We start from the raw sequence: 26,318 nt of genomic DNA on the forward strand, positions 1-26,318 counted from the left end.
GGGCCCGGCCCGGGCAGGTTAACCCTATCGTCCCCGTATCGCAGTGCGGTATCCCGGGAGGGGTGATTGACCACGCACTCACCAGGTTTGACGGTCACTCACCGAATTCGACCGTTACTCTCCGAACACAATCGGCCTTCGGGCCGAATTCGGCGCGCCTTTGCGGGAGTTGTCGGCAGTTCCGGCGCCGTGGGGTGGCAGGAACGGTACGGGGGGCTAACGTGGAGTGATCACCCTGGAGGCACCGCCACCCACCGGTGGCAGGCGGAGGATGGGGGCTCGCGTGAGCGGAGTTCCGAGTGGTGGGCGTGACCGTGTGGTCGCGGACCGGTACCGCCTGCTGGGCCCGCTGGGCCGGGGCGGGATGGGCGTGGTCTGGCGGGCGCGCGACGAGCTGCTGAACCGCGAGGTGGCGGTCAAGGAGGTGCGGGCTCCGGCGGGCCTCGACGAGGCCGAGGTGCGGCGGATGTACGCGCGGCTGGAGCGGGAGGCGTGGGCGGCGGCCCGGGTGTCGCACCGCGGGGTGGTCACGGTGTACGACGTGGTCACCGAGGACGGGCGGCCGTGGATTGTGATGGAGCTGGTCCGGGGCCTGTCGCTGGCGGAGGTGCTGGAGGCGGAGGGACCGCTGCCGCCGCACCGGGCGGCCCACATCGGCGAGCAGGTGCTGACGGCGCTGCGGGCCGCGCACGAGGCGGGGGTGCTGCACCGGGACGTGAAGCCGGCCAACGTGCTGGTGGCCAACGACGGGCGGGTGGTGCTGGGCGACTTCGGGATCGCGCGCCTGGAGGGCAGCGCGGCGCTGACGATGACCGGTGAGGTGGTGGGCTCTCCCGAATTCCTCGCGCCGGAGCGGGCGTTGGGCCGGGAGCCGGGTCCGGAGTCGGACCTGTGGTCGCTGGGCGTGCTGCTGTACGCGGCGGTGGAGGGCGTCTCGCCGTTCCGGCAGGACACCCCGCTGGCCACGTTGCGCGCGGTGGTGGACGAGGAACTGCCGCCGCCGCGCCGGGCCGGGGAGCTGGCTCCGGTGATCGAGGGGCTGCTGCGGAAGGAGCCTGCGGCGCGGCTGTCGGCGGCCGAGGCGGGCCGGATGCTGCGGATCGTGGGCGCGGGCGGTTCGGTACGGGCGTCGGGCGGGCCGGTGTCGGGTCCCGGTGGCGGTCCGCCGCGGGCCTCGGGGCCGTCGGCGGACGCGCCGACGGTGGGTGCCGGGTGGGCGGCGGGCGGTGCGGGCGCGGGTGCCGGCGGGCCGGGCGGTGCGGGTGGTGCGGGCGGTGTCGGTGGGGGTTTCGGGTCGGGTGGTGCGGGCGGTGGCTTCGGATCGGGTGGTGCGGGTGGGGGCTTCGGGCCGGCCGGGCCGGGGACGGGCGGGGGGCCGGGGCGGCGGTCGCGGGCCGGGGTGGTGCTGACGGCGGGGATCCTGGTGCTGCTGCTGGGGCTGGCCGCGCTGGCCTGGGCGCTGTACGACCGGGGGCAGCGGGACGGCGCGGGGTCCTCCGGGGGTTCCGGCGGGCCGACGAGTGCCCCGGCGACGGCGCCGGGGGCGACGACGGGTGCGCCGGCGTCGTCCGCCTCGCCGGCCCGGCCGAGCGCGAGCGGGAGCACGGCGGCGCCGGGGCAGGGTGTCCGGGTGGCGGTGCACGCGGTGCGCGCGCACTACGCGGGCCCCTGTCCGCCGCCCTCGGGGGCCGGGCCGGAGTTCACGGGCACGGTCGAGGTGGTGCGGCTGCCGGCGCGGGTCGAGTACCGGTGGGTGACGCGGAGCTCCGCGCAGGCGCCGGGTGGCTGGCAGGCGGAGGTGTACGGGGCGGACGGGGGCCGGTCGCGGACGTTCGCGTACGCGGTGTCCGGGCTGCGGCCCGGGGATGCGGTGGAGGACGCGGTCCGGCTGGAGGTGCGGCTGCCGGTGCGCGGGGAGTCGGCGTGGGTGGCGTACACGGTGACATGTGACATGGAGACCCCGACGGGCGGGGTCTCCCCTACCTACGGCCCGTCCGGGTCGCCCGCTCCCGGTCCCTCATGAGGATCCGGTGCCGGTGCCGGCGGTGGGGCCGGTGTCAGGCCGCGGAGCTGAACGGCGGCAGGTAGCCGCCGGACTGTCCGGCGGCGGTCGGGTGGTACGAGTCGCCGATGTTGAGCCAGTTGACGCTGTGCAGCCAGGCGCTGCCGGAGCAGATCTCGTGGCCGGTGAAGGAGCCGACGACGGAGGCGAAGGTGAAGCCGTGGTCGGCGGCGCGCTTGGCGGTGGCGTTGTTGAGGTAGTCGGCGGCGTCGTTGATGGCCCTGCGCTCGGTCTCGGAGAGCCCGGTGGTGCAGGTGCCGTTGAGCTTGTAGAAGCGGGGGTAGCCGAGGACGACGACGCGGGCGGCCGGCGCCTTGCCGCGGATGGCGCTGTACACCTGGTCGAGCTTGCCGGGCAGGGTGGTGTCGACGTAGGCCTTGGCCTGGTTGATGCGGCTGAGGCAGGTGGCTTCGGACTGGAGGACGCAGGTGGTCATGACGTCGGAGAAGCCGGCGTCGTTGCCGCCGATGGTGATGCTGACGAGGTCGGTTCCGGTGTTGAGCGGGCCGAGCTGACCCGCCGTGACATCACCCGTACGAGCGCCCGAGCAGGCGGTGAACGCGAACGACGAGGGTGAATGCGCGTTGGCCCACAGGCGGGGGTAGGCCTTGGTGCTGCGCTTGCAGTTGCCGCTGGCGCTGTCGTAGCTGCCGGCGCCGACGCCGGAGGAGTACGAGTCGCCGAGCGCCACGTAGTCGGTGGAAGCGGCGTCGGCGGCGGCCGAGGCCGGTGCCGCGCCCATGAGGGCGGCGGTCGCGGCGAGGAGCAACGAGCCTGAGAGCGCCGCGAGTCGGGACAGTTTCATGGACCCTCCCTTAGCAGGACTTCTGCCTCCTTTTTCGTAGCGCCGGACCTCACCTGCTGGAAGTGTCCATGCCAAGAATGTTGCGCGGAGGATTGCGGAGGAACCTTCACCGGAGCGGGGTTTGGGCACTCGTGTTCGGCGGCCGAACCGGCGAAACCCGGGTGCGCGGGAGGTGTTCGTGCCGGATCATGGCGACCATGTCAGACACCCCGGGCGACCCGCGGCACGCCCTGCCGATCCGGCTCAACGTGGACGACAGCGACTCGCCCTCCGACGTGGTCGACGCCCTGTTCCTGGGGCGGTTCGCCAACGGCGAGCAGCCGTACTCCCAGAGCGTGACCATCGAGCGCGTCAAACCCGGGGCCACCCTCCTGCCGCCCGCCGCGAAGGTGGTCCGCTCCGCCCGCGACACCGACCGCAGCGCCACCCTCGCCGAGGGCGAGGGCTGGACCGTCCTCGTCTCGCGCTGGAACCGCGGCGCCGACGTCACCGTCACCGCCGTCAGCGACGAACTCGCCGCCTCCGTCCTCGGCGAGGCCACCGACGGCGCGCAGGACGAGCCCGAACCCCAGCCCGAGAACGTCACGATGGGCTTCTGGTACGTGTCACCGCGCCGCGGACCGCACCGCACCACCCGGCAGATCGCCGCCGGCACCTGGGCCGAGGTCCGCCCCAACTACACGGCGCCGGTGGCCGAGGCGATGGACCGGCTGATGAAGATCACCCCGGACGACATCGCGGGCCGGCTGCTCCTGCTGCACGGACCGCCGGGCACCGGCAAGACCTCCGCCCTGCGCACGCTCGCCCGGTCCTGGCGGGACTGGTGCCAGGTGGACTGCGTCCTGGACCCCGAGCGGCTCTTCAACGACGTCGGCTACCTGATGGACATCGCGATCGGCGAGGACGAGGGCACCAGCCGGGGCCGCTGGCGCCTGCTGCTCCTGGAGGACTGCGACGAGCTGATCCGCGGCGAGGCCCGGCACACCGCGGGACAGGCCCTGTCCCGGCTGCTGAACCTCACCGACGGCCTGCTCGGCCAGGGCCGCAACGTCCTGGTCGGGGTCACCACCAACGAGGACCTGGAGCGCCTGCACCCGGCGGTCGTCCGGCCGGGCCGCTGCCTGGCCCGCATCGAGGTCGGCCGGCTGACCCACCGCGAGTCCGTGGACTGGCTCGGCACCGAGGAGGGCGTCTCCCGCGAAGGGGCCACGCTGGCCGAGCTGTTCGCGCTGCGCCGCGGCAGCGGCCCCGCCTCCGTACCGGCCCAGGACAAGGGCGCGGACGCCGGCCTGTACCTCTGAGACCGGCCCGTGGCCCAGGACCCGTAGCCGAGGGCCCCGTGGCCGAGGACCCGTAGCCGGGCGCCCGTGGCCGAGGACCCGCTAGCCGAGGGCCCGCAGGGCGTCCCGTACGAGGGCCAGCGCGGCCTCCCGGTCCAGGCCGAGCCGCGTCACGCGCTCGGCGTACGCCTGCGCCGCGGCCGCCGCCTCCCGGGCGGCGGCATCGCCCGCGGCGGCGACGAACGTGCCGTTGCGGCCGCGGGTCTCGACCACCCCGTCCGTCTCCAGGGCGCGGTAGGCCTTGGCCACGGTGTTGGCCGCCAGGCCCAGCTCCTCCGCCAGGCCGCGTACGGTCGGCAGCTTGAACCCGACCGGCAGCCGGCCCGACCGGGCCTGGTCCGCGATCTGGGCGCGCAGCTGCTCGTACGGGGCCGCGGCCGCGGCCGGGTCGATGCTGATCTTGACGTGCGTCTGGACGTTCTTCGAGGTCACGCGGCGATTGTGGCCCACCGGCGGGAAAATGGCAGGCGTCCCGCCCGGGTTCGCACGTAACGTCCCCTCACGTGACCGTACTCATCCGTGATCTCCGTTCCGACGACCCGGCCGACGCCGAGGCGGTGGTCCGCGTCCGGCGCGCGGCCCTGCCCTTCATGATCGCCTCCCCGGCCCTCGTCGCCTTCGAGGCGGTGTGCCATCCGCCGGAGGCGCGGTTCCGCGTGCTGGTCGCCGAGCTGGACGGCCGGGTCGTGGGCACCGCCCAGGCCGGCTTCGCGTACGACAGTCCGGAGCCGGGCCGCGCCTTCGTCAACCCGTACGTCGACCCGGCCTTCCGCGGCCGGGGGGCCGGCACGGCGCTGCTGCGGGCGGGCGAGGAGTACCTGACGGAGGCGGGGGCCAGCGCGCTGTTCTCCTGGGTGCTGGACGAGCCCGCGCACACGGCGTACGCGGTGCGCCGCGGGTACGAGCGGCGGCGCTCGGCGCACTTCCTGCGGCTGGACCTGACCGCGGGGCTGCCGGAGCGGGCGACGCCGCCGGCCGGCGTGGAGCTGGTGCCCGCCTCGGCGTTCGCGGACGACCCGCGGCCGCTGTACGAGGCGGACGCGGAGGCCACCGGCGACGAGCCCGGCGACATCGGCACGGAGATGTCCGACTACGAGGACTGGCTGGCGACGGTGTGGGCGGACCCGACGCTGGACCGCGAGCTGACCGTGGCCGCCGTGGTGGACGGCCAGGTGGTGGCGTTCAGCGCGGCCCGCACGGACGGCGTGGACCGCTACGGCACGGCGATGACCGGCACGCGGCGCGCGTACCGGGGCCGGGGCCTGGCGAAGCTCGCCAAGAACGCCTCGCTGCACCTGGCCCGGGAGGCCGGCTACCGGGAGGCGTTCACCGGCAACGACGCGGAGAACGGTCCGATGCTGGCCATCAACCGGTGGTTCGGCTACGAGGTCTGCGCCACGGAGGCGCGGTACGTGAAGGAGGTGGGCGGATCGTGACGGACGGCACGGCGGCCCTCGCGGCCGGGTGCACCCTGACGGTGAGCCTGGTCAAGGCGGGCCGGGAGAAGCTGGCGTACCCGGCCGAGGTGGTCGCCGACGACGGGCTGCGGATCACGGTCCGCGCGCCCTGGGCGGCGGACGGCGTACGGGACTTCGGCTTCGTGCGGTTCGAGCCGGGGGACGTGTTCACGGAGCACTTCTGGCGGGACCGCTGGTACGCGGTCAAGGAGGTGCGCAGCGGCGAGGGCGTGCTGAAGGGCTGGTACTGCGACGTGACCCGGCCCGCGGTGGTCGGGGACGGGCGGATCGTGGCGGAGGACCTGGACCTGGACCTGTGGGTCTCGGCCGACGCGTCGGCCGTACTGCGGCTGGACGAGGACGAGTTCGCGGCGAGCGGCCTGGCCGAGCGGGACCCGCGGGCGGCGTCCGAGGCGGTGGACGCGCTGGACGAACTGGAACTCCTGGCCCGGCTGGGCAAGTTCTGGCAGCTGATTGACTGACGGTCCGTCAATCACGCCGCGTGGGCACGGCCTTCCGGTAGTGCAGCCGGTCGTAGACGCCGTCGACCCGGCGCTCGGTGAACTCGTATCCGAAGCGCGGGTAGAGCCGCTGGTTCTCCCACATCAGGGCGTTGGTGTAGAGCCGGATCTCGGGCAGCCCGAGGGCCCGCGCCCGCTCCTCGGCGTACTCCAGCAGCTGCCGCCCCAGTCCGGTGCCGTGGGCCTCGGGGTGGACGGCGATGCTGTCGAGGAAGAGGTGGTCGGCGCGGGGCACGAGGACCACGACACCGGACACCGGGGGCGCCCCCGGCGGCAGCTGGGGGCGGGGGCCGGTGACGTGGACGTGCCCGGCGGCGATCTCCGCCGCGTGGTCGGCGTCCATGGGCGCGGGCCGGATCCCGATCCGCGCGACGTAGTGCCCGTACGCGGCATCGGTGACCCGCCGCACGGCCTCGAGATCAGCCTCGACCGCCGGCCGCGGCCCCCCTCCACGCCCCATCCCGCTCCCCCTGCCCGGTCTTTCCTTAAGCCCATCCTAAGGATCTCTCTCCCGCCGCTTAAGCAGGGGGTTTTCGGGTTTTTCCGGGGCTAGCTTGCTGTTCGCGACGGGATGGGTCGCGGCGCCGCGCGTACGGGGTGCGGCGCCGTACGACTCGTTCACGTCGGAGACCTGTGCGCCGCTGCCAAGGAGATCAGCCCCATGACCGCTCGCCGTCGTACCGCCCTCGCGCTTTCCGCGCTGGCCGCCGCCGGACCGCTGGCGCTGGTGCCCGCGGGTACCGCCGCCGCGCACGGCTCGATGACCGATCCGGTGAGCCGGGTGGCGGCCTGCTACGCGGAAGGGCCCGAGGCGCCGAAGTCGGCGGCCTGCAAGGCGGCCGTGGCGGCCGGCGGGACGCAGCCCCTGTACGACTGGAACGGCGTCAACATCGCCAACGCCGCCGGGAAGCACCGGTCGTTGATCGCGGACGGGAAGCTGTGCTCCGCGGGCAACGAGAAGTACCGGGGGCTCGACCTGGCCCGGGCCGACTGGCCGGCCAGCCGGATGGCGGCCGGTACGCACACGTTCCGCTACCGGGGGACGGCGCCGCACCGCGGTTCGTTCGCGCTGTACATCACCCGGGACGGGTACGACCCCTCGCGGCCGCTGAAGTGGTCCGACCTGGAGTCGAAGCCGTTCGCGAAGGTCACCGACCCGCGGATGCAGGGCGGGGACTACGTGTTCACCGGCAAGGTGCCGAGGAAGTCCGGCCGGCACCTGATCTACAGCATCTGGCAGCGCTCGGACAGCCCGGAGGCCTTCTACACCTGCTCCGACGTGGTGTTCGGTGCCGGTGGTACCGGTGGTACCGGTGGTGCGGGTGGCTCGACCGGCGGTTCCACGGGTGGCTCGGGCGGGGCCGCCGGCGGTGCGGGCGGCTCCTCCGGGGGCGGTACCGGTGGGCCCGCGACCCCGGCGCCCTCCACCCCGCCGGCCGACGGCGGTGCGGCGACCGGCGGGCACGGCGGCCACGGGGGTCACGGCGGTGCCGGGGCCTCCCCTGCCCCGTCGGCGAGCCCGTCCGTACCGGCCGCCAACGCGCCCGACGCCGACGGCGGCGGCGCCTCGCCGGTCCCGTCCGCGGCCGGTGACCTGGCCGAGACGGGCGGCGGCTCCGCCACCCCGGTGATCGCGGTCGGCGGCGCCGGTGCGCTGGCCGTCGGCGCGGCGGTGCTGTTCGCGACGGTCCGCCGCCGGTCCGTCACCGGCGGCGGGCGCCACGGCCGCTGACCCTCAGCCGAGGACCGAGGCGCACGTGGTGGGTTCCGCGTGCGCCGGGTCCAGGGCGTTGACCGCCTCGTGGTAGGCGATGCGGTCGGTGAGGCCGATCGCGACGTGTTCCGAGAGGTCGAGCGGGCAGAGGTCCTGGACCACGACGTTCCGTACGCCGGGCCCGTCGAGGAACTGGCTGCGGTACGGGGTGACCACCTGGTCGTACCGGGTGGAGATCACCGTGTACCTGACTCCGGGGACGGTGTCGCCGCCCTCGTTGAGCCGGGTCAGGAAGGCCGAGCCGGCGATCTGGTCGGCGAGTCCCGGGGTGGCCGCGCTGATCAGGTCCTCGGCGCCGGGGAAGTACGGCAGGAGCCTGGTCAGCCCGAGCAGGGTGGTCCCGTGGTTGTCGGGGGCGAGGCCGACGAGGGCGTTGACCTTCTCGGCGCCGCCGAGGAACTTCAGGTACCAGCGCGGCATCATGCCGCCCTGGGAGTGGCCGACGAGGTCGGCCTTGGCGGCGCCGGTCGCGGCGAGCACCTTGTCGACGAAGGCGTCGAGCTGGCCGGCGGACTTCTCGATGGGGCCGAGGCCGTGGAAGAAGGGCACGCCGGGCAGCTGGCCGTAGTCGAGCGAGAAGACGCAGTAGCCGCGGTGCACCAGGTACGGGGCGAAGGCGAGCCAGTTGTCGACGGAGTTGCCGAGGGTCCCGTGGACGAGGATCACGGGGCGGGGGTGGGCGGCGGAGGGCTTGCAGGTGTAGTCGTTCCAGCCGGAGCTGGGGGCTGTGGCGGCCTGGGCCGCGGTGGGGGTGAGGGCGGCGCCGGCCAGCATCAGGGCGGCCAGGGATCCGAGCAGTCGTCGCCAGGGCAGCATCGGGTGGTCTCCTTGCGGTCAAGGGGATGCGATGTGGGGATTCGCCCGTGATCCGGATCACAAGGTCGAGCTGCACCGGTCAAATTACGGGTGGGTAGCAAAACTGGGAAGTTACGCGTCGGTAAAATTACGCCGCCCGAGTGAGCCGGGTACGACGGCGCCGGGACCGAACTTCGCCCGCACCCGGTCCACGACCGCCTCGATCCGCCGGGACTTCTCGTCGTCGGGGTCGAAGCTGAGCTGCCGTGCGGCGCGTTCGGCGGGCAGCAGCCCCTCGGCCCGCAGCGACAGGGCGCGGACCCGGGCCCGCTGGAGGCCGAGGGACCCGTATACGGCGTAGGCGGCGGCGGTGAGCGCCGCGGAGTGGGCCGTGGGTTCGGTCAGGGTCTTGGTGCGGGTGAGCGTGGTGCGGTCGGCGCAGCGGACGGTGAGGGCGAGGGAGCGGCAGGCCTGGCCCTCGGCGCGCAGCCGGGCGCCGAGTTCCTCGGTGAGGGAGAGCAGGGCGCGGCGGTGGCGGTCGGGGTCGATCTCGTCGCGGCCGAAGGGGCGTTCGGCCGCCAGGGAGCGGGCGGCGGCACCGGGGACGACCGGGGTGCGGTCGATGCCGTGGGCGCGTTCGTGGAGTTCGCGGCCGGCCCGGGCGCCGAGGATGCGCTGGAGGGCGGGGAGCGGGGCGGCGGCGATCCGGCCGACGGTGTCGAGCCCGTACGCGCCGAGGGTGCGGGCGGTGGCGGTGCCGACGCCGTCGAGGGCGACGGCGGGCTTGCGGGCCAGGAACTCCCGTACGGCGGCGGGCTCGTCGGGGACGAGCAGGGTCCGGCCGGGGCGGGCCTCGCGGGCGGCCATGCGGGCCAGCATGGGGCTGGGGGCGGCGCCGATGGAGCTGTCCACGCCGTGCAGGGCGAGGGCGCGGACCCGGATGACCGCCGCCAGCCGTGCGGCGTCACAGGTGAAGTAGCGCAGTGCGCCGCGTACGTCGGCGAGGGCGCCGTCGGGGGGCAGGGCCTGCACCACGGGGGTGAGTCCGGAGAGCAGGTCGAGCAGGCCGGCGTGGGTGTCGGCGGGCAGGGGCGCGCCGTCGAGCCGCCGGAACCGGACACAGAGCACGGTGGCCCCGGTCCCCTGCGGGGCGTCGTCGGCCGCGGGGCGGAACGCGGCCGCCGGCCCGGCGCCGGGGGCCGGGCGGGATGCCGAAGCCGGCCCGCGGGCCGGGCGAGGGGGCGGACCTGTGGGGGCGGGGCGGGGCGCGGACGTGGTCGACGGGTGGGGTGCCGGGGCGGTGGCGTGCGCCCGGTGGCGGGGCGTGGGTGCCTGGTGGCGGGGCGTGGGTGCCTGGGTGGTGGTCTGGGGTGTCATCCCGCGCTCCCCGGGCTGGAGTGCCAGAGCTTGCGGCCGGTGGCCGGGCCCGAGCCGGGGGGCTGGAGGTCGGCCCACGGGTTCAGCTCGTAGCCGGTGGACAGGTGGATGCGGCGGCCGCTGTCGGCGCCGGAACGGCGGTCGGAGGCCGGGTGGCCGTCGGGGGCGGGTTCGGCTGCGTCGGGCGACGCCCCGTCGCCTGCCGGGCCGTCGTCCGACGCCCCGTTGCCCGACCCCCCGTTGCCCGACGCCCCGTTGCCCGACGCCCCGTTGCCCGACGCCCCGTTGCCCGACGCCCCGTCGGCCGCCGGCCCGGCGCCGGAGGCTCCGGGACCGCCGGGACCGCCGGGGGCTCCGGTGGCTCCGGGTGTGCCGGCGGCGGGTTCGGCGAGGCGGGCGGCGACCGCGTCCAGGCCGCCCTCGCGCCGGAGTTCGGCCAGCTCCGCGAGGTTCCAGGCGGCTTCGCCGACCACGCTGAGGCTCTGCGGCCCCCGGCGCTGCACCACGCCGCGGACCAGCAGCAGCCAGGAGTGGAAGACGGTGTGCGCGCACCGCTCGTGGCTGTCGTCGAAGAAGGCGAGGTCGACCAGGCCGGTCCCGTCGTCGAGGGTGGTGAAGATGACCCGCCGGCCGGAGCGGATCGGCGGGGTCTGGGTGGCCGCCTTGGCGCCCGCGACCAGCACGGTCCTGCCGTGTTCGGCCTCGCGCAGCCGCCGGGCGGGGACGGCGCCGAGTTCGGCGAGGAAGGTGTGGTGGTCGTCCATCAGGTGGCGGGAGGCGTCCATGCCGAGGACGCCGAGTTCGGCGCTGAGGCGTTCGGCCTCGTTGAGGTCGGGCAGCCCCACGGAGGCGGTCCGGCGGCCGCCGTCCAGCGGGAGCTGGCCGCCGTGCGCGGCACGTCCCCTGCGGGAGCGGTGGAGTTCGGACAGGTGCAGCAGGAGGTCCCGGCGGTTGGCTCCGAAGGAGTCCAACGCGCCGACCTGGGCCAGGCGTTCGGCGACGGGGCGGCCGGGGCGGGCGCGGTCCCAGAAGTCGAGCAGGGAGGCGTAGGGCTGGCCCGCCTCGATCCGGGCGGCCTCGGCCTCGCTGATGCCGTGGACGTCGCCGAGGGCGAGGCGGAGGCCCCACCGCTCCGGCGCACCGGACACCAGTTCGATTCGGTGGGCCACGGCGGAGCGGTTCACGTCCAGGGGCAGTACGGGCACCCCGCGCCGTCGCGCGTCCGCGAGCAGCAGCCGCTTGGGGTACATGCCCGGGTCGTGGGTGAGCAGGCCGGCGTAGAAGGCGGCGGGGTGGTGGGCCTTGAGCCAGGCGGACTGGTAGGTCGGGACGGCGAAGGCCACCGCGTGGGCCTTGCAGAAGCCGTAGCTGCCGAAGGCCTCGACGATCTCCCAGGTGCGGGCGACGACCTCCGGCGGGTAGCCCTTCTCCTCCGCGCAGCGGGCGAACCAGGTCTTGATGCGGCCCTGCGACTCGGGGTCGGAGAGGCCCCGGCGCACCCGGTCGGCCTCGTCCCGGCCGCAGCCCGTCATGATGTCGACGATCCGGATGATCTGCTCGTGGAAGACCACGACGCCGTAGGTCTCGCGCAGCGGTTCCTCCAGGTCGGGGTGCGGGTAGCGGACGGGGGCGCGGCCGTGCCGGGCCTCGATGAAGGGCCGGACCATGTCGGCGGCGACCGGGCCGGGGCGGAACAGCGAGATGTCCACGACGAGGTCGTGGAAGGTGGCGGGCTGGAGCCGGCCGACCAGGTCGCGCTGGCCGGGGGACTCGATCTGGAAGCAGCCGAGGGTCTCGGCGGAGCGGATCAGCCGGTACGTCGCCTCGTCGCCCGGGGGGAGCTGTGCGGGGTCGTCGAGGTCGACCTCCTCCCCCGTGGCGCGGCGGATCTCCGCGACGGCGTGGGCCATCGCGGACTGCATGCGGACGCCGAGGACGTCGAGTTTGAGCAGGCCGAGGTCCTCGACGTCGTCCTTGTCGAACTGGGACATCGGGATCGGTGCGCTGCCGAGGCCGGGGCCGAGGGGGACCTCGCCGCTGGTGGGCACGACGGGGGTGCGGGCGAGCAGGGTGGCGTCGGACAGCAGGACGCCGCAGGGGTGCATGGCGATCCCGCGCGGGAGCGCGTCGAGCGCCTCGACGAGTTCCCACAGCCGGCCGTACCGCTCCCCGTCGACCTGCCGGAGTTCGGGGAGTTCGGCCAGGGCGGCGCGGGCGTCGCGGGCGCGGATGTGGGGGAAGGCCTTGGCGAGCCGGTCGGTCTCGGCGGGGTCCAGGGACAGGGCGGCGCCGACGTCGCGGATGGCGTGCCGGACCCGGTAGGTCTCGGGCATGGCGACGGCGGCGACGCGTGCGGGGCCGAACCGGTCGAGGATGGCCCGGTAGACCTCCAGGCGGCGGGCGGATTCGACGTCGATGTCGATGTCGGGCAGCACGGGGCGGCGTTTGGACAGGAAGCGCTCCATGAGCAGGTCCTGTTCGACCGGGTCGGCGTGGGCGATGCCGAGGAGGTGGTTGACGAGGGAGCCGGCGCCGGAGCCGCGGGCGGCCACCCGGATGCCCATGTCCCGTACGTCGTCCACGACCTGAGCGACGGTCAGGAAGTAGCTGGCGAAGTCGTGGTGGGCGATGATGTCCAGCTCGTGGTGCATCCGGTCCCAGTACGCGCGCCGGCCGGCGTAGCCGCGGAGCACCATGCCGGCGGCGCAGCGGGAGGCGAGCACCCGCTGGGCGGTGCGGCGGCCGGCGCCGACCAGGCCCGGTTCGGGGAAGTGCACGGAGCCCACGCCCAGGTCGTCCTCGGGGTCGACGGCGCAGGCCTCGGCGGTGTGCCGGGTCTCGGCCAGCAGGCGGTGGGCGCCGTCGCGGCGCAGGCCGGCCGCCTCGGCGACGCGTTCGGCGGCGGCGGCCATGGCGCGGGGGTCCTTGAGCCAGCGTTCGCCGCCGTCCAGGCCCTTGCGGGGGTCGATGGGCACGAGGCGGCGGGCGGCGTCGAGGACGTCGGCGACGGGGCCCTGGCCGGGGTCGGCGTACCGGACGGCGTTGCTGAGGACGGCGCGTACGCCCTGTTCTGCGGCGAAGCCGACGGTACGGGCGGCCAGGCGGAGGGAGCCGGGGCCGGTGCCCGGTACGCCGTGGTGGACGGCCTCCAGGCGCAGGGCGTCGCCGTAGACCTCGCGCCAGGGGGCGAGCAGGCGGGCGGCGCGGTCGGGGCGGCCGGCGGCGAGGGCGCGGCCGACCTCGGAGTCGGGGCCGAGCAGGACGAAGACGCCCTCGGCGTGGTTGTGGGGCCAGGGCAGGCGGGGCGGGGCGGTGGTGCCGGCGGTGGGGGCGTGGGCGGCGGTGACCAGGCGGCACAGGTCGGCCCAGCCGGCGGCGCCGTCGCGGGCCAGGAAGACGGCGCGGGGGGCGGACTCGTCGACGAAGGCGCCGCCCTTGACGGGGGTGCGGCGGCGCTGGGTGGCGTGCGGGGTGACATGTGACACTGCGGTGTCACCGGTGACGGGGGCCGGGTCGACGGCCAGGCCGGTGCCGAAGAGTGGCCGGATCCCGGCCGCGGCGCAGGCCTTGGCGAACCGGACCGCGCCCGCGAGGGTGTCGCGGTCGGTGAGGGCGAGGGCGTCCATGCCCCGCTCGGCGGCACGCTCCGCCAGCCGTTCCGGGTGCGAGGCTCCGTACCGCGCGGAGAACCCGGAAACGGTGTGCAGATGCGTAAAACCGGGCACCCGCGCCTCCTGCTTCCCTCGATGACCGCCTCCCCCTCTTCCACCATAGACCAGTTTCGAACGCACGTACGACACAAACGTTCGAGCGGGGAGGTGGGCGTCCGGTCATCCGTTCGGCCCCCTCCTGCTGTCGCCGCACCGGCCCTGCCCCGAGCGTGGACGGTATGACTCAGCGCACCTCAGACGCCCCGACGGGGTCGCCCCCCGGTTTTCTCGCCGAAGTGAAGGACGCCGTCACCACCCGGGCCGCGCTGCTGGTCATCGGGGTGCTGGCGCTCCAGCTCGCCTTCATCGCCTCGTACATCGGCGCCTTCCACCAGCCCCGGCCCCACGAGATCAAGCTCGCCGTGGTCACCCCGGCGGCCCAGATCACCGACCAGGCCGTCCAGCGCCTCGACGCCCTCCCCGGCGACCCGCTCGACGCCAGTGCCGTCGCGGACGAGGCCACCGCCGTCGAGCGGATCAAGGACCGGGAGGTCGACGGGGCCCTGCTCATCGACCCCCGCGGCACCACCGACCGGCTGCTCGTGGCCAGTGGCGCCGGCGCCTCCCTCTCCCAGGCGCTCCAGGAGGTCGTGCAGGCCGTCGAGGCGGCCCAGCGGCGGAACCTGGTGACCGTCGACGTGGCCCCCGCCGCCAAGGGCGACGCGCGCGGCCTGTCCTCCTTCTACCTGGTCGTCGGCTGGTGCGTGGGCGGCTACCTGTGTGCCGCGATCCTCGCCATCAGCGCCGGGGCCCGCCCCGCGAACTCGGCCCGCGCCCTGATCCGGCTCGGGGCGCTGCTGGTGTACGCGGTGGTGGCCGGCCTGCTGGGCGCGGTGATCGCGGGACCGGTGCTGGACGCCCTGCCCGGCAGCCTCATGGCCCTGTGGGGGCTGGGCACGCTGCTGGTCTTCGCGGTCGGCGCGCTGACGCTGGCGCTCCAGGGCCTGGCCGGTGTGATCGGCATCGGCCTGGCGATCCTGATCGTGGTGGTGCTGGGCAACCCCAGCGCGGGCGGCGCCTACCCGTGGCCGCTGCTGCCGCCGTTCTGGCGGGCGATCGGACCGTGGTTCCCGCCGGGCGCGGGCACGTACGCGGCGCGGTCGGTGGCGTACTTCAAGGGCAACGACATGGCCTTCTCGATGCTGGTGCTGGCCGGGTGGGCGGTCCTGGGCGCGGCGGTGACCATGGCCTGCGCCCTCTTCCGCAAGGGCGGCGGCGAAGACCGGGCCGAGGCCACGACGCCGGGCGGCCGCCCGTGACGACGGACGCCCTGCGGCACCGGCAGGGGCCCGCCGAACAGTCGATCTCCGTCAAGCGGATGGAGCCGACCGCCCAGGCCCAGCTGGGCCCGCTGGGCCTGACCGGGTTCATCGTGGTGACGGTCATCGCCACCGGCATCGACGCGGGCGTCTTCCCCGAGAAGCTCGCCCACTCGGTGCTGCCCGTGGTGGGCTTCTTCGTCGGCGGGCTGGCTCAGCTGCTGGCCGGGCTGTTCCAGGCGCAGCGCGGTGACACCTGGCACGCCACGGTGTTCGGCGGGTTCGGCACCTTCTGGATGGCCAAGGCGGCGCTGCTCCAGTGGGTGCTGCCGGCCACCGATCCGGCGCTGCGCGGGGACGTGTCGGGGCTGTTCGCCCTGCCGTGGGTGTTCGTGGTGTTCGTGCTGTGGCTGGGGAGCTGGCGGATCCACCTGGCCCTGCTGTCGACCTTCACGTGCGTGCTGGTGGTCTTCGTCGGCATGACCGTGTACGGCTTCACGGGCGACGTGATCTGGAACAGGGTCGCGGGCTGGTCCGGACTGCTGGCCGCGCTCGGGGCGACGTACCTGCTGGCGGGCCAGATCCTCGCCAGCACCTGGGGCCGCCCGGTGCTGCCGATGGGCCGCTTCCTCGCCCCGGAGGAGACCCCCGAGGCGTGATCACCACCCTGGCGGTGGAGAACTACCGCTCGCTGCGCCGGCTGGTCGTCCCGCTGGGCCGGCTGACCGTGGTCACCGGTGCGAACGGCACCGGCAAGTCCAGCCTCTACCGGGCCCTGCGCCTGCTGGCCGACTCCGCCCGCGGCGGGGCGGTCGCGGCGCTGGCCCGGGAGGGCGGGCTGCCGTCCACGCTGTGGGCCGGGCCGGAGACCTCCCCCGGTGCGCTGCGGCGCGGGGACCGGCCGGTGCAGGGGACGGTGCGGAGCGGGCCGGTGAGCCTGCGGCTGGGCTTCGCCGGGGACGAGTTCGGGTACGCGGTGGACTTCGGGCACCCGGTGCCCGTACCGGAGTCCAAGTTCGACCTGGATCCGGAGATCAAGCGGGAGTGCACCTGGGCGGGGCCGGTGCTGCGGCCGGCGGCGCTGCTGTCGGACCGGGCGGGGCCGGCGGTGCGGACGCGGACCGCGGACGGGGGCTGGCACCGGACGCAGAACGCGCTGCGGCCGTACGACTCGATGCTCAGCGAGCTGGCGGACCCGCAGCTGGCTCCGGACCTGCTGGCGCTGCGCGAGCGGATCAGGTCCTGGCGGTTCTACGACCACGTGCGGACGGACGCGGAGGCGCCGGCCCGGCGGCCGCGGATCGGGACGCGGACGCCGGTGCTGAGCGCCGACGGGTCGGACCTGCCGGCGGCGCTGCAGACGATCCGGGAGACCGGGGACCACGACGCGCTGGACGGGGCGGTGGACGCGGCGTTCGCCGGCAGCCGGGTGGAGATCGCGAACCGGGGCGGGCTGTTCGAGCTGGAGCTGCACCAGCACGGGCTGCTGCGGCCGCTGGGGGCGGCCGAGCTGTCCGACGGGACCCTGCGCTACCTGCTGTGGACGGCGGCGCTGCTGACGCCGCGGCCGCCGTCGCTGATGGTCCTCAACGAGCCGGAGACCAGCCTGCACCCGGATCTGCTGGGGCCGCTGGCCGAGCTGGTCCTCACGGCGGCGCGGGAGACGCAGACGGTGGTGGTCACGCACGCCCGGCCGCTGGCCGACGCGCTGGCGGAGGGGGCCCGGCGGCACCGGACGGACCTGCACACGGTGGAGCTGGTGAAGGACTTCGGGCGGACGGAGGTCGCGGGGCGGGAGGGGCCGCTGGACGAGCCGCTGTGGTACTGGCCCACGAGGTGAGGGCGGCAGCGGCGGGGGTGGCGGCGGCCGGGGGGCAAGGGCGGGGGCCCGGCCGGCGGTTCGCCGGGCGGGCCCTCGCGCTGCTGCTGTCCGTCACTCGTGCGTGGGCGCTCCTTCCGTCGTGCCGTAGTAGGCCTGGCGCATGAGCCGCTGCATGTCGTCGATCATCGGCATCCGCGGGTTGGCGGGGGCGCACTGGTCGGCGTAGGCGTTCATGGCCTGCTGCGGGAGGGCGTCGATGAAGGCCTGCTCGTCGACGCCCGCCTCGGCGAAGGAGGCCGGGATGCCGCAGCGGCGGCGCAGGTCCTCGACGGCGGTGGCGTAGGACTCGACGCCCTGTTCGGGGGTGTCGGCCGGGAGGCCGAGCATGCGGGCGATCTCCTGGAAGCGTTCCGGTGCCCGGTAGACCTCGGCCTTGGGCCAGGGGGTGGCCTTGTGGGAGACGGTGCCGTTGTGGCGGATGACGTGGGGCAGGAGGAGGGCGTTGGTGCGGCCGTGGGCGATGTGGAAGGTGTTGCCGAGGGTGTGTGCCATGGCGTGGACGAGGCCGAGGAAGGCGTTGGCGAAGGCCATGCCGGCGACGGTCGAGGCGTTGTGCATCTTCTCGCGGGCCTCGGGGTCGCGGGGGCCGTCGGTGACGCAGCGTTCCAGGTTTTCGAAGATCAGCTTGATGGCCTGGAGGCAGAGGCCGTCGGTGTAGTCGTTGGAGTACGCGGAGACGTAGGCCTCGGTGGCGTGGGTGAGGGCGTCGAAGCCGGAGTCGGCGGTGACGGTGGGCGGGAGGTTCATCGGGAGCACCGGGTCGACGATGGCGACGTCGGGGGTGAGCGCGTAGTCGGCGAGGGGGTACTTCTGGGCGGCGGCGGGGTCGGAGATGACGGCGAAGGGGGTGACCTCGGAGCCGGTGCCGGAGGTGGTGGGGATGGCGACGAGCCGGGCCTTCTCGCCGAGCTTGGGGAAGGTGTAGGCGCGCTTGCGGATGTCGAAGAACTTCTCCTTGGTGTCGGCGAATTCGACCTCGGGGCGCTCGTACATCAGCCACATGATCTTCGCGGCGTCCATCGGGGAGCCGCCGCCGAGGCCGATGATGGTGTCGGGGCGGAACTCGCGCATCAGGGCGGCGCCGGCCTGGACGGTGGAGAGTTCGGGGTTGGGTTCGACACCGTCGATGACCTGGACGGCCACGGCGCCCGGGCGGGCCTGGAGGATGTCGGTGACCTTCTGGACGAAGCCGAGGTCGACCATGGTCCGGTCGGTGACGATGGAGACGCGGCTGATGCCGTCCATCTCGGCGAGGTAGCGGATGGAGTTGCGCTCGAAGTAGATCTTCGGGGGCACCTTGAACCACTGCATGTTGTTGTTGCGCCGTCCGATCCGCTTGATGTTGACGAGGTTGACCGCGGTGACGTTGTCGGACACCGAGTTGTGTCCGTAGCTGCCGCAGCCGAGGGTGAGGGAGGGCAGGAAGGCGTTGTAGACGTCGCCGATGCCGCCGAAGGTGGAGGGCGAGTTGGCGATGATGCGGACGGCCTTGACCTTCCGGCCGAACTCCTCGACGAGGTCCTCGTCCTCGGCGTGGATGGCGGCGCTGTGGCCGAGGCCGTGGAACTCGACCATCCGGGCGGCGAGTTCGAGTCCGTGCTCGGTGCTGTCGGCCTTGAGGGCGGCGAGGACCGGGGAGAGCTTCTCGCGGGTGAGCGGTTCGCCCTCGCCGACCTCGGCGCATTCGGCGAGGAGGATCGAGGTGCCCTCGGGGACGGTGAAGCCGGCCTGTTCGGCGATCCAGCGGGCGGACTTGCCGACCACGGCGGAGTTGAGCCTGGCGCCGGAGCAGTTCGCGGCGAAGGCGGTGGTGCCGAAGACGTACTCCTCCAGCTTGGTCTTCTCGGCGGCGGTGACGACGTGGGCGCCGAGCCGCCGGAACTCGGCCAGGCCCTGTTCGTAGATCTCGGCGTCGAGGATGACGGCCTGTTCCGAGGCGCAGATCATGCCGTTGTCGAAGGCCTTGGACAGGACGATGTCGTGGACGGCGCGGTGGAGCTTGGCGCTCCGGTGCACGTAGGCGGGGACGTTGCCGGCGCCGACGCCGAGGGCGGGCTTGCCGCAGGAGTAGGCGGCCTTGACCATCGCGTTGCCGCCGGTGGCGAGGATGGTGGAGACGCCGGGGTGGTTCATGAGGGCGCCGGTGGCCTCCATGGAGGGCTGTGCGACCCACTGGACGCAGTGCTCGGGGGCGCCGGCGGCGACCGCGGCGTCGCGGACGATGCGGGCGGCCTCGGCGGAGCAGTGCTGTGCGGAGGGGTGGAAGGCGAAGATGATGGGGTTGCGGGTCTTGAGGGCGATCAGCGCCTTGAAGACGGTGGTCGAGGTGGGGTTGGTGACCGGGGTCATCGCGCAGACCACGCCGACGGGTTCGGCGATCTCGGTGATGCCGTTGAGTTCGTCGCGGCGGATGACGCCGGCGGTCTTGAGGCCGCGCATCGAGTTGACGACGTGTTCGCAGGCGAAGAGGTTCTTGACGGCCTTGTCCTCGAAGAGGCCGCGGCCGGTCTCCTCGACGGCGAGCCGGGCGAGTTCTCCGTGGGCGGCGAGGGCGGCGAGGGACGCCTTCTTGACGATGTGGTCGACCTGTTCCTGGGTGAACGTCTCGAACCGGCCGAGCGCGGTGAGCGCGTCCTGGACCAGTCCGTCCACCATCTCGTTGGCCTGCATGCCGGTCTCCTTCATTGCGACCCGTTTTCCCGATGTCTCAATTCGACACCCGCAATCGGGGGCGGGGGTTCCGAAAAAGCCCCGTTTCGGGGGTCCGAAAGTCCTTTACGATCACCGGCCGGGCGTCAGGAGTCTGGCTTGACCTGCGCATATGCCAGAGGACCAAAGGCCCCTGTGAGCTTGTGAAAACTTTCACAAGAATTTCGGACAAGTGCGCTCTTTCGTGCGCCCTCCGCCCCGGCGACAATCATCGGTGGCAGGTGAAGCGGTCTACCGCGAGGGAGGCGAGGCGTGCGCAACCGGGTGCGCGCCGCGGACGGGCGGCATCTGTTGGTCGAACGACTGGGAGACCCCCGCGGCAAGCCGGTCTTCCTCCTCCACGGCATGCCGGGCAGCCGGCTGGGCCCGGCCCCCCGGGGCATGGTCCTCTACCAGCGCCGGATGCAGCTCATCGCGTACGACCGGCCCGGGTACGGCGGCTCCGACCGCCACCCCGGCCGCACCGTCGCCGACGTGGCCCAGGACGTGGCCGCGATCGCCGACGCCCTCGGCATCGAGCGGTTCGCCGTCGCGGGCCGCTCCGGCGGCTCCCCGCACGCCCTGGCCTGCGCCGCGCTGCTGCCGGACCGGGTCACCCGGGCCGCGGCCCTGGTCGGCCTCGCCCCCTGGGACGCGGACGGGCTCGACTGGTTCGACGGCATGACCGCGCACAACGTGCGCGAGTACACCACCGCGACCGTCGACCCGGAGGAGCTGGCGGCCCGGCTGATCCCCCGCGCCGACGGCATCCGCAAGGACCCCAAGAGGCTGCTGGACGAGCTGCGCCAGGAGCTCACCGACCACGACAAGATGATCGTCGCCGATGCCGGACTGCGCCTGATGCTGGAGGCCAACTACCGCGAGGGGCTCCGCACTTCCGCCTACGGGTGGATCGACGACCTGCTCGCCCTGTCCAGCCCCTGGGGCTTCGACCCGGCCGACATCCGCTGCCCAGTGCTGCTCTGGCACGGGGAGCAGGACGTGTTCTCGCCCGTGGGCCACTCCCGTTGGCTGGCCCGCCGGATCCCGGGCGCCACCACCACCATCGAGCCGGCGGCGGCGCACTTCGCCGCCTTCCGGGCCCTCCCCCAGATCCTGACCTGGCTGCTGCGGGACCCGGAGGTGCCGCCGGAGTAGCCGGGCCGGGGCCGCGCCGCCGTGTCACACCGCACCGTCACGTGCGACGTCACACGGCGGCGCCGGCCCCGCCCCCGCTCCCCGCCGGGCGGGACCGGCCGGCCCCGGCTCACACCGCCAGCGGCTCCAGGTCCCGGTGCACCCGCCGCGCCTCGCGCGCGTACCGGGTCAGGGCGTGGTCCTCCCCCAGCTGCCGGGTGAGGTCCAGCACCGTCTCGGCCCGCAGCCGCGCGGCCTCCTCCTTCCGCCCGACCATGTCGAGGGTGACCGACATGTTCGAGGCGGCGCTCAGCGTGTCCGGGTGATCCGGGCCGAGGGCCGACCGGAGCCGCCCGAGCGCGGCGCCCTCCAGCTCCAGCGCCCGCTCCGGGTCGCCGAGGTCGGCGTGCGCGTTCGCCAGGTTCAGCGTGGCGCACACGGTGTGCGGGTGGTCGTCGCCGAGGACCTCCCGCATCAGGGCGATGGCCTCGCGGAGCATCTCCCGCGCGGTCTCCGGCGCCCCGGAGCCCCAGTGGAAGATCGCGAGGTTGTTGATGGCGGCCAGGGTGTACGGGTGCCGGGCGCCGGGCACCTGCACGTACTCGTCCACCACCTCCTGCGCGATGTCCCGCGCCCCCTCCGCGTCGCCGGTCGCGAACAGGTCGGCCGCGTAGTTCAGGTCGCAGGCCAGCAGGTCCGGGTTGACCGAGGTGTACTTGGCCTTGTAGCGGCCGCGGGTGGCCTTGGTCAGCCGCAGCGCGTCCTCCAGCTGCCCGGCGCGGCGCAGCGAGACGGCCAGGTTCTTGCCGGCCGACAGGGTGCCGGGGAAGGCCCGGCCGAGCCCCTCCTTGTAGATCTCGTACGTGCGGCTGAGGAGCTGTACGGACTCGTCGTACCGGCCGACCTCGCGCAGGTCGCGGGCGAGGTTCTGGGCGGAGGAGAGGGTGTAGGGGTGCTCGGGGCCCAGGACCTCCTGGCGGAGCTTGTAGACCTCCTCGTCGATGTTGTACGCGTCCTTGTAGCGGCCGATCATGCGCAGGTTCAGGGCGCGGTTGTTGGCGGCGGCCAGGGTGCGCGGGTGCGCCTCGTGGAAGATCTGGCTGAAGCCGTCGTGGGCGGCGGTGGCCAGTTCCATCGCCTTGCCGTACTGGCCGAGGGCGCCGAGGTCCATGGCCAGGCCGCTGGTGGTCATGTAGGTGTGCGGGTGGGAGGCGCCGAGGGCGGCCGCCTGCCGTTCCAGGGTGACCTCGTCGAGTTCCTTGGCCTCCACGAACCGGCCCTGCGAGCGCAGGATGTTGGAGAGGTGGAAGCGCAGGTAGAGGTACTGGAGGTCGGTGTCGCCGAGCTGTGCCTTCCAGGCCTCGCGGAGTTCGGTGGCGAGCTGGAAGGCGGCCTTGAAGTCGCCGCGCTTCCACAGGTAGCGGACGCGGTCGATGAGCAGCCGGCGGGTCTCGGGCTCCTTGCAGTAGCGGGCCTCGGAGGGGGCCAGGTGCGGCCAGATGGTGGCGAAGCGGGGCCAGGTGCCGGGGTTGTCGATGGGTTCGTCGTCGTCGGGGCGGGCGCCGGCGAGGATGCGGTGGACGGCGTGCCGGGCCTCGCGCTGCTCCTCCTCGCTCAGTTGGGCGCGGATGACGGCCTGGACCAGGCGGTGGACCTGGATGCTGTTGCTGACCTGGTCGACCTTGGCGAGGGCGAAGCGGCCGATCTCGCGGATGACGCGGCCGAGGACGAGCTTCTCCTGGAGGGAGGCGTCGTACGGCTTGAGGGCGTCGATCATCTCCTTGCTGTAGAGGAGGTTGGCGCTGATCGGTTCGGGGGCGAAGAAGGCGCACAGCTGGAGGAGCCGGACGGCGGCCGGTGAGCGGCTCTGGAGGCGCTCTATGGAGACGTTCCAGGTGGCGGCGACGGGTTCGGGGTAGCCGGCGGGCTGGTTGAGGGCGAGGACCCGGGCGGCCTGCTGGGCGAGCTGTTCGAGGTAGGCGGAGACGGGGGTGGCGGTCTCGGCGATCCAGGCGCCGGCCTGTTCGACGGCCAGCGGGAGGTCGCCGACGGCGGTGGCGACCTGGTCGGCGTCCTCGGGGGTGAGGCCCGGGGCACGGCGCTGGAGGTGCTCGACGGACTCCTCCCGGAGGAAGACGTCGACGGGGAGCGCGTCGCCGTACTGGGACCAGCTCTGGTTGCGGGAGGTGACGAGGATGTGGCCGGGTCCGCCGGGCGGGAAGAAGCGTTTGAGGTTCTCGGGGTCGTCGGCGTTGTCGAAGACGAGCAGCCAGCGGGAGGTGGGCACGCCGCGCCGGAGGAGGTCGATGGCCTCCTGGGAGGCGGCGGCCATGTCCTCGCCGGTCTGGGCGCCGAGCCGGACGGCGAGTTCGGCGAGGCCGGCGACGACGTCGTCGGTCTGTTCGGAGGAGATCCACCAGACGAGGTCGTAGTCGGCCATGAAGCGGTGGACGTATTCCAGGGCGACCTGTGTCTTGCCGACGCCGCCGAGGCCGTAGAGGGTCTGCGGCTGGGGAAGCACCACGGATATGCCGCCGCCGAGCTGGTCCCGCATGCGTTCCAGGACGACGCTGCGGCCGGTGAAGCCGGGGTTGCGGGGCGGGGCGTTCCAGATCTTGGGGACGGTGCCGGGGAAGCGGGGTCCGGGGGTGGAGTTCTCGGGGAGTGCGACGGGGCGTTCGAGGGCGCGCAGCAGGGCGGTGGTGGCGTGGGCCTCGTCGAGCCGGAAGAGGTCGACGGGGTTGCGGTCGAGGTGGGGGGCGTTCATGCGGACGTCGCCCACGCGCAGCGGTATGAGGCCGCGGCGGCCGCCGGCGGCGTCCTCGGCGGCGGCGCGTTCCCAGACCTCCATGGCGCGGGCGGACTTGAGGTAGGCGCCGGAGAGGAGGACGACGGTGCGGGCGGGGTTGTCGGTGCCGAAGCCGGCGCCGAGGGTGTCGCCGCCGGTGTCGGCGGAGACGTCCTTGGGGACGACGCGGAAGCCGGCGCGGGTGAGGACGGATTCGATCCAGTCGGCCCACATGCGGTTCTCGGCGACGTAGCTGAGGAAGAGGTCGGCGGGCTGGGCGGGGCGGCGGCGGGTGAAGGCGTCGCGGATGCGGAGCCTGACCTCTTCGCCGACGGGCGGCATGGAGGTGATTTCGCCGCCGGTGACGACGGCGGTGAGGCGTTCGAAGGCGGAGAGGAGGGAGTTGGTGAGGCCGGCTTCGTCGCCGAAGGTGGCGAGGGTCTCCTCGTAGGCGTAGTAGGGCCGGTACGGGATTTCGACGGCGCCCCAGTAGGCGGTGGCCTCGTCGCCGACGAGGCCGGAGGGGAAGCGGTCGAACTTCAGCCGGGCCAGGGCGCGTCCGGCGTCGGCCTTCTCCTTCTCGCCCTCGTCGATGCGCATGGGGACGGGGTAGATCCGGATGCCGCGGTCGGGGTAGCGCTCGTCGATCTGGCGGGCGACGGAGGCGGCGCCGTCGATGGACTGGTCGGAGAGGGTGAAGCAGTCGACGAGGACGTCGGGGAGGTGGACGGTGCAGATGTCGGCGATGTCGCTGAGGCCGGTGCGGCTGTCGATGAGGACGTAGTCGTAGTTCTCCTTCATGTCCGCGCGGAGCGCGTCGAAGAAGTGGCCGCCGCCGAGCCGGTCGTAGAAGTTGTCCCAGTCGAAGGTGGAGACGGTGGCGGAGTACTCGCGGTTCTGGCGGCCGGCGGAGACGAAGTCGAGGGTGCCTCCGTCGGGGAACTCCCAGCCGAGGTTCTCGGGGGTGAGGGAGACGGCGTGCTGCTGGATGCGGGCGTAGTCGCGGTGCCAGTCGTCGGAGCGCTGGACGGGGCTGGTGGCGGCCCAGGCGTATTCGGTGATCAGGTCGATGACGCCGGTGGTGGCGCCGAGGGTGGAGGGGTCGAGGAAGGGGTGGAAGAAGCGGTGCAGGCCGGGGGCTTCGAGGTCCCAGTCGAGGGCGAGGACGCGCTTGCCGTTGGCGGCGAGGATCCAGGCGGTGTTGGCGAGGGCCATGGTGCGGCCGGTGCCGCCCTTGTACGAGTAGAAGGTGACGATGCGTCCGTCACGACTGGCCGTCATCCGTGTCCTCCGCATCGGTGTGGTGTGCCTGTGCCCGGTCGTCGGCGGGGTGGTGGTTCCCGTCGGTGGCGTCTTCGTCCCGGTGGCCGGCGGGGGCCGGGGGGACGTGGTCGGGTGGGAAGGGCGCGGGCGGTGGGAGGGGCGGGCCGCCGGATATGCCCATGGGGCCGAGGAGGCGGGGGCGTTCGGTGTGGCCGCCGCCCGCGGGGGGATAGACCTGGGCATGTCTGAGGAACTGCTGCGCGGCGGCCTCGACCACCTGCGGCAGGATCTGCCCGAGGGTTTCCATGTTGGTCACGCCGTTGGCGGCGGCCCGGCAGGCGGCGCGCCCCTGGCTCATCTTGACCGGCATGGTGTCCTCTAGCCGATGGACCAACTCGCTCTCCTTCGCGCGGCTCTGGGGGTCGAGCCGGTTCCACGGCACGACCACGCTCACCCAGGGGCGGGGGTCCTGGTCGAAGGCGGCGAGTCGCTGCCTGCGCTGTTCGTCGGCCACCGCCCAGCGGTCGACGATCAGGATCTCCGGCCGGGTGGGGGGCTGTTTGCTGTCGAAGTGCCCGGCCTCGTCGTCGAAGGAGGCCATGGTGGTGCGGTAGTTGAGCGATCGGACGAGGTCTTCCGCGACGTAGGCGACGGGGCGCCGGGCGTCGGGGTGGTAGGGGTTCCAGTCGAGTGCGGAGTCGCCGTAGTAGGAGTGGCTGCGGCCTTCGGGCAGGTCGTGGCGGGTGGCGGCGGCGACGGTGACCTGCATGGTGCGGGCGGTGTTGCCGGGGTTGCCGAAGGCGCTGGGGACGAGCCGGTAGTCGACGGGGCGGCTGGACTGGAGGCGTACCGTCTCGGCCACCCGGACGATGCGCTTGGCCAGTTCGTAGACGGCGCGTTCGTACTGTTCGGCGTAGCTGCGGAGTTTGATGAGGCCGTAGAGGCCGTCGGTGACGTAGCGGTCGCCGAAGGTGTTGTGGTTGAACTGGAGGCGTTCGGCCGGTCCGGGGAGCTGGTCGGGGGGTACGGGGACCCAGAGGGCGGGGACGATGGCCTCGGTGGGTTCGTTGCTGAGGGCGCCGTGGCGGATGGCGCGCTGGGCGAAGGCGTACCACTCCTTGCCGCACATCTCGCTGGCGAAGTAGCGGGGGGAGAACAGCGGTACGAAGACCAGGCAGGAGGCGAGTGCGGCGCCGAGCCGCTCCGACCAGCCCTCGCCGGCGCGCATCTCGCGGTCCATGAATCCGGCGGGGGATCCCGCGGGCAGGTCGGTCAGGGCCATGACGTGGCCGCAGAGGTCGCGGAAGAGCCGCTCGACCCACATGTCCGGGTCGGGTCCCCCGGCCCCGTACCGCGGTGTGTGCGCGTAACTGAGAAAGAAGTACGGCTGCGCTGCTGAAGGCACACGACCCCCGTCCCGTGATGACCACTCACATCGAATGGAAACGATTCCCTTCGGC

18 protein-coding genes are annotated in these 26,318 nt (G+C 73.7%); 9 read left to right on the forward strand and 9 right to left on the reverse strand.

The annotated features are described in order from the left end of the window. Positions 1-271: 271 nt before the first annotated feature. Positions 272-2,023, forward strand: coding sequence for a serine/threonine-protein kinase (locus ACIQUR_RS20980; RefSeq protein ID WP_403666166.1), 1,752 nt, complete (start codon positions 272-274; stop codon positions 2,021-2,023). A 34-nt stretch (positions 2,024-2,057) separates the two neighbouring features. On the opposite strand, the gene ACIQUR_RS20985 is transcribed toward ACIQUR_RS20980, so the two are convergent. Then, entirely contained in the window at positions 2,058-2,867 is an 810-nt protein-coding gene (locus ACIQUR_RS20985; RefSeq protein ID WP_403666168.1) for an SGNH/GDSL hydrolase family protein, read from the reverse strand. Between the two features lie 197 nt (positions 2,868-3,064). On the opposite strand from ACIQUR_RS20985, the gene ACIQUR_RS20990 reads away from it, so the two are divergent. After that, positions 3,065-4,168, forward strand: a complete 1,104-nt coding sequence (locus tag ACIQUR_RS20990; RefSeq protein ID WP_403666170.1) for a DUF5925 domain-containing protein — start codon at positions 3,065-3,067, stop codon at positions 4,166-4,168. An 81-nt stretch (positions 4,169-4,249) separates the two neighbouring features. Here ACIQUR_RS20990 and ACIQUR_RS20995 read toward each other — a convergent pair whose 3' ends face one another. Then, positions 4,250-4,639: a GntR family transcriptional regulator gene (locus tag ACIQUR_RS20995; protein ID WP_403666172.1), complete on the reverse strand. Its 390-nt coding sequence runs from the start codon at positions 4,637-4,639 to the stop codon at positions 4,250-4,252. Between the two features lie 71 nt (positions 4,640-4,710). Between ACIQUR_RS20995 and ACIQUR_RS21000 the strand changes: the two genes are divergently transcribed. Next, positions 4,711-5,643 carry a GNAT family N-acetyltransferase gene (locus ACIQUR_RS21000; RefSeq protein WP_403666174.1) on the forward strand — a complete coding sequence of 311 codons (933 nt, stop codon included), beginning with the start codon at positions 4,711-4,713 and terminating at the stop codon, positions 5,641-5,643. Beyond that, positions 5,640-6,146: a DUF402 domain-containing protein gene (locus tag ACIQUR_RS21005; protein ID WP_403666176.1), complete on the forward strand. Its 507-nt coding sequence runs from the start codon at positions 5,640-5,642 to the stop codon at positions 6,144-6,146. The genes ACIQUR_RS21000 and ACIQUR_RS21005 overlap by 4 nt, the downstream gene beginning before the upstream one ends. Before the next feature lie 7 nt (positions 6,147-6,153). Here ACIQUR_RS21005 and ACIQUR_RS21010 read toward each other — a convergent pair whose 3' ends face one another. Further along, on the reverse strand, positions 6,154-6,645 hold the full coding sequence (locus ACIQUR_RS21010; RefSeq protein ID WP_403666178.1) for a GNAT family N-acetyltransferase: 492 nt from the start codon (positions 6,643-6,645) through the stop codon (positions 6,154-6,156). A 201-nt stretch (positions 6,646-6,846) separates the two neighbouring features. Here ACIQUR_RS21010 and ACIQUR_RS21015 point away from each other — a divergent pair, with 201 nt between their 5' ends. Further along, entirely contained in the window at positions 6,847-7,917 is a 1,071-nt protein-coding gene (locus tag ACIQUR_RS21015) for a lytic polysaccharide monooxygenase (RefSeq protein WP_403666180.1), read from the forward strand. 3 nt (positions 7,918-7,920) lie between these two features. On the opposite strand, the gene ACIQUR_RS21020 is transcribed toward ACIQUR_RS21015, so the two are convergent. From ACIQUR_RS21020 to ACIQUR_RS21030, 3 genes are all read right to left on the reverse strand, one after another. Next, positions 7,921-8,775: an esterase/lipase family protein gene (locus tag ACIQUR_RS21020; protein ID WP_403666182.1), complete on the reverse strand. Its 855-nt coding sequence runs from the start codon at positions 8,773-8,775 to the stop codon at positions 7,921-7,923. Between the two features lie 111 nt (positions 8,776-8,886). Then, positions 8,887-10,131: a DNA polymerase thumb domain-containing protein gene (locus tag ACIQUR_RS21025; RefSeq protein ID WP_403666184.1), complete on the reverse strand. Its 1,245-nt coding sequence runs from the start codon at positions 10,129-10,131 to the stop codon at positions 8,887-8,889. Next, on the reverse strand, positions 10,128-13,856 hold the full coding sequence (locus ACIQUR_RS21030; protein WP_403666186.1) for a DNA polymerase III subunit alpha: 3,729 nt from the start codon (positions 13,854-13,856) through the stop codon (positions 10,128-10,130). Before ACIQUR_RS21030 ends, ACIQUR_RS21025 begins: the two co-directional genes overlap by 4 nt. 164 nt (positions 13,857-14,020) lie before the next feature. Here ACIQUR_RS21030 and ACIQUR_RS21035 point away from each other — a divergent pair, with 164 nt between their 5' ends. The 3 genes from ACIQUR_RS21035 to ACIQUR_RS21045 are packed head-to-tail and all read left to right on the forward strand — an operon-like array spanning position 14,021 to position 16,940. Then, positions 14,021-15,100, forward strand: a complete 1,080-nt coding sequence (locus ACIQUR_RS21035; protein WP_403666188.1) for a DUF3533 domain-containing protein — start codon at positions 14,021-14,023, stop codon at positions 15,098-15,100. Continuing rightward, positions 15,097-15,759, forward strand: coding sequence for an acetate uptake transporter (locus ACIQUR_RS21040; RefSeq protein ID WP_403666189.1), 663 nt, complete (start codon positions 15,097-15,099; stop codon positions 15,757-15,759). Before ACIQUR_RS21035 ends, ACIQUR_RS21040 begins: the two co-directional genes overlap by 4 nt. Then, complete coding sequence (locus ACIQUR_RS21045) at positions 15,756-16,940, forward strand: AAA family ATPase (RefSeq protein WP_403666191.1); 1,185 nt, start codon at positions 15,756-15,758, stop codon at positions 16,938-16,940. Before ACIQUR_RS21040 ends, ACIQUR_RS21045 begins: the two co-directional genes overlap by 4 nt. 93 nt (positions 16,941-17,033) lie before the next feature. Here the strand turns inward: ACIQUR_RS21045 and adhE are convergent, their stop codons facing one another. Next, complete coding sequence (gene adhE, locus ACIQUR_RS21050) at positions 17,034-19,652, reverse strand: bifunctional acetaldehyde-CoA/alcohol dehydrogenase (protein WP_403666193.1); 2,619 nt, start codon at positions 19,650-19,652, stop codon at positions 17,034-17,036. Between the two features lie 291 nt (positions 19,653-19,943). Here adhE and ACIQUR_RS21055 point away from each other — a divergent pair, with 291 nt between their 5' ends. Continuing rightward, the gene (locus ACIQUR_RS21055) at positions 19,944-20,828 is read left to right on the forward strand and encodes an alpha/beta fold hydrolase (protein WP_403666195.1); all 885 of its coding nucleotides are present in this window, start codon (positions 19,944-19,946) and stop codon (positions 20,826-20,828) included. A gap of 109 nt (positions 20,829-20,937) precedes the next feature. Here the strand turns inward: ACIQUR_RS21055 and fxsT are convergent, their stop codons facing one another. Both fxsT and ACIQUR_RS21065 read right to left on the reverse strand, forming a co-directional pair. Further along, positions 20,938-24,876, reverse strand: a complete 3,939-nt coding sequence (fxsT, locus tag ACIQUR_RS21060; RefSeq protein WP_403666197.1) for an FxSxx-COOH system tetratricopeptide repeat protein — start codon at positions 24,874-24,876, stop codon at positions 20,938-20,940. Then, entirely contained in the window at positions 24,860-26,299 is a 1,440-nt protein-coding gene (locus ACIQUR_RS21065) for a TIR-like protein FxsC (RefSeq protein ID WP_403666280.1), read from the reverse strand. Before ACIQUR_RS21065 ends, fxsT begins: the two co-directional genes overlap by 17 nt. Positions 26,300-26,318 lie beyond the last annotated feature (19 nt).

The sequence above is a fragment of the Streptomyces sp. NPDC101132 genome, assembly GCF_044759225.1.
Classification (GTDB): domain Bacteria; phylum Actinomycetota; class Actinomycetes; order Streptomycetales; family Streptomycetaceae; genus Streptomyces.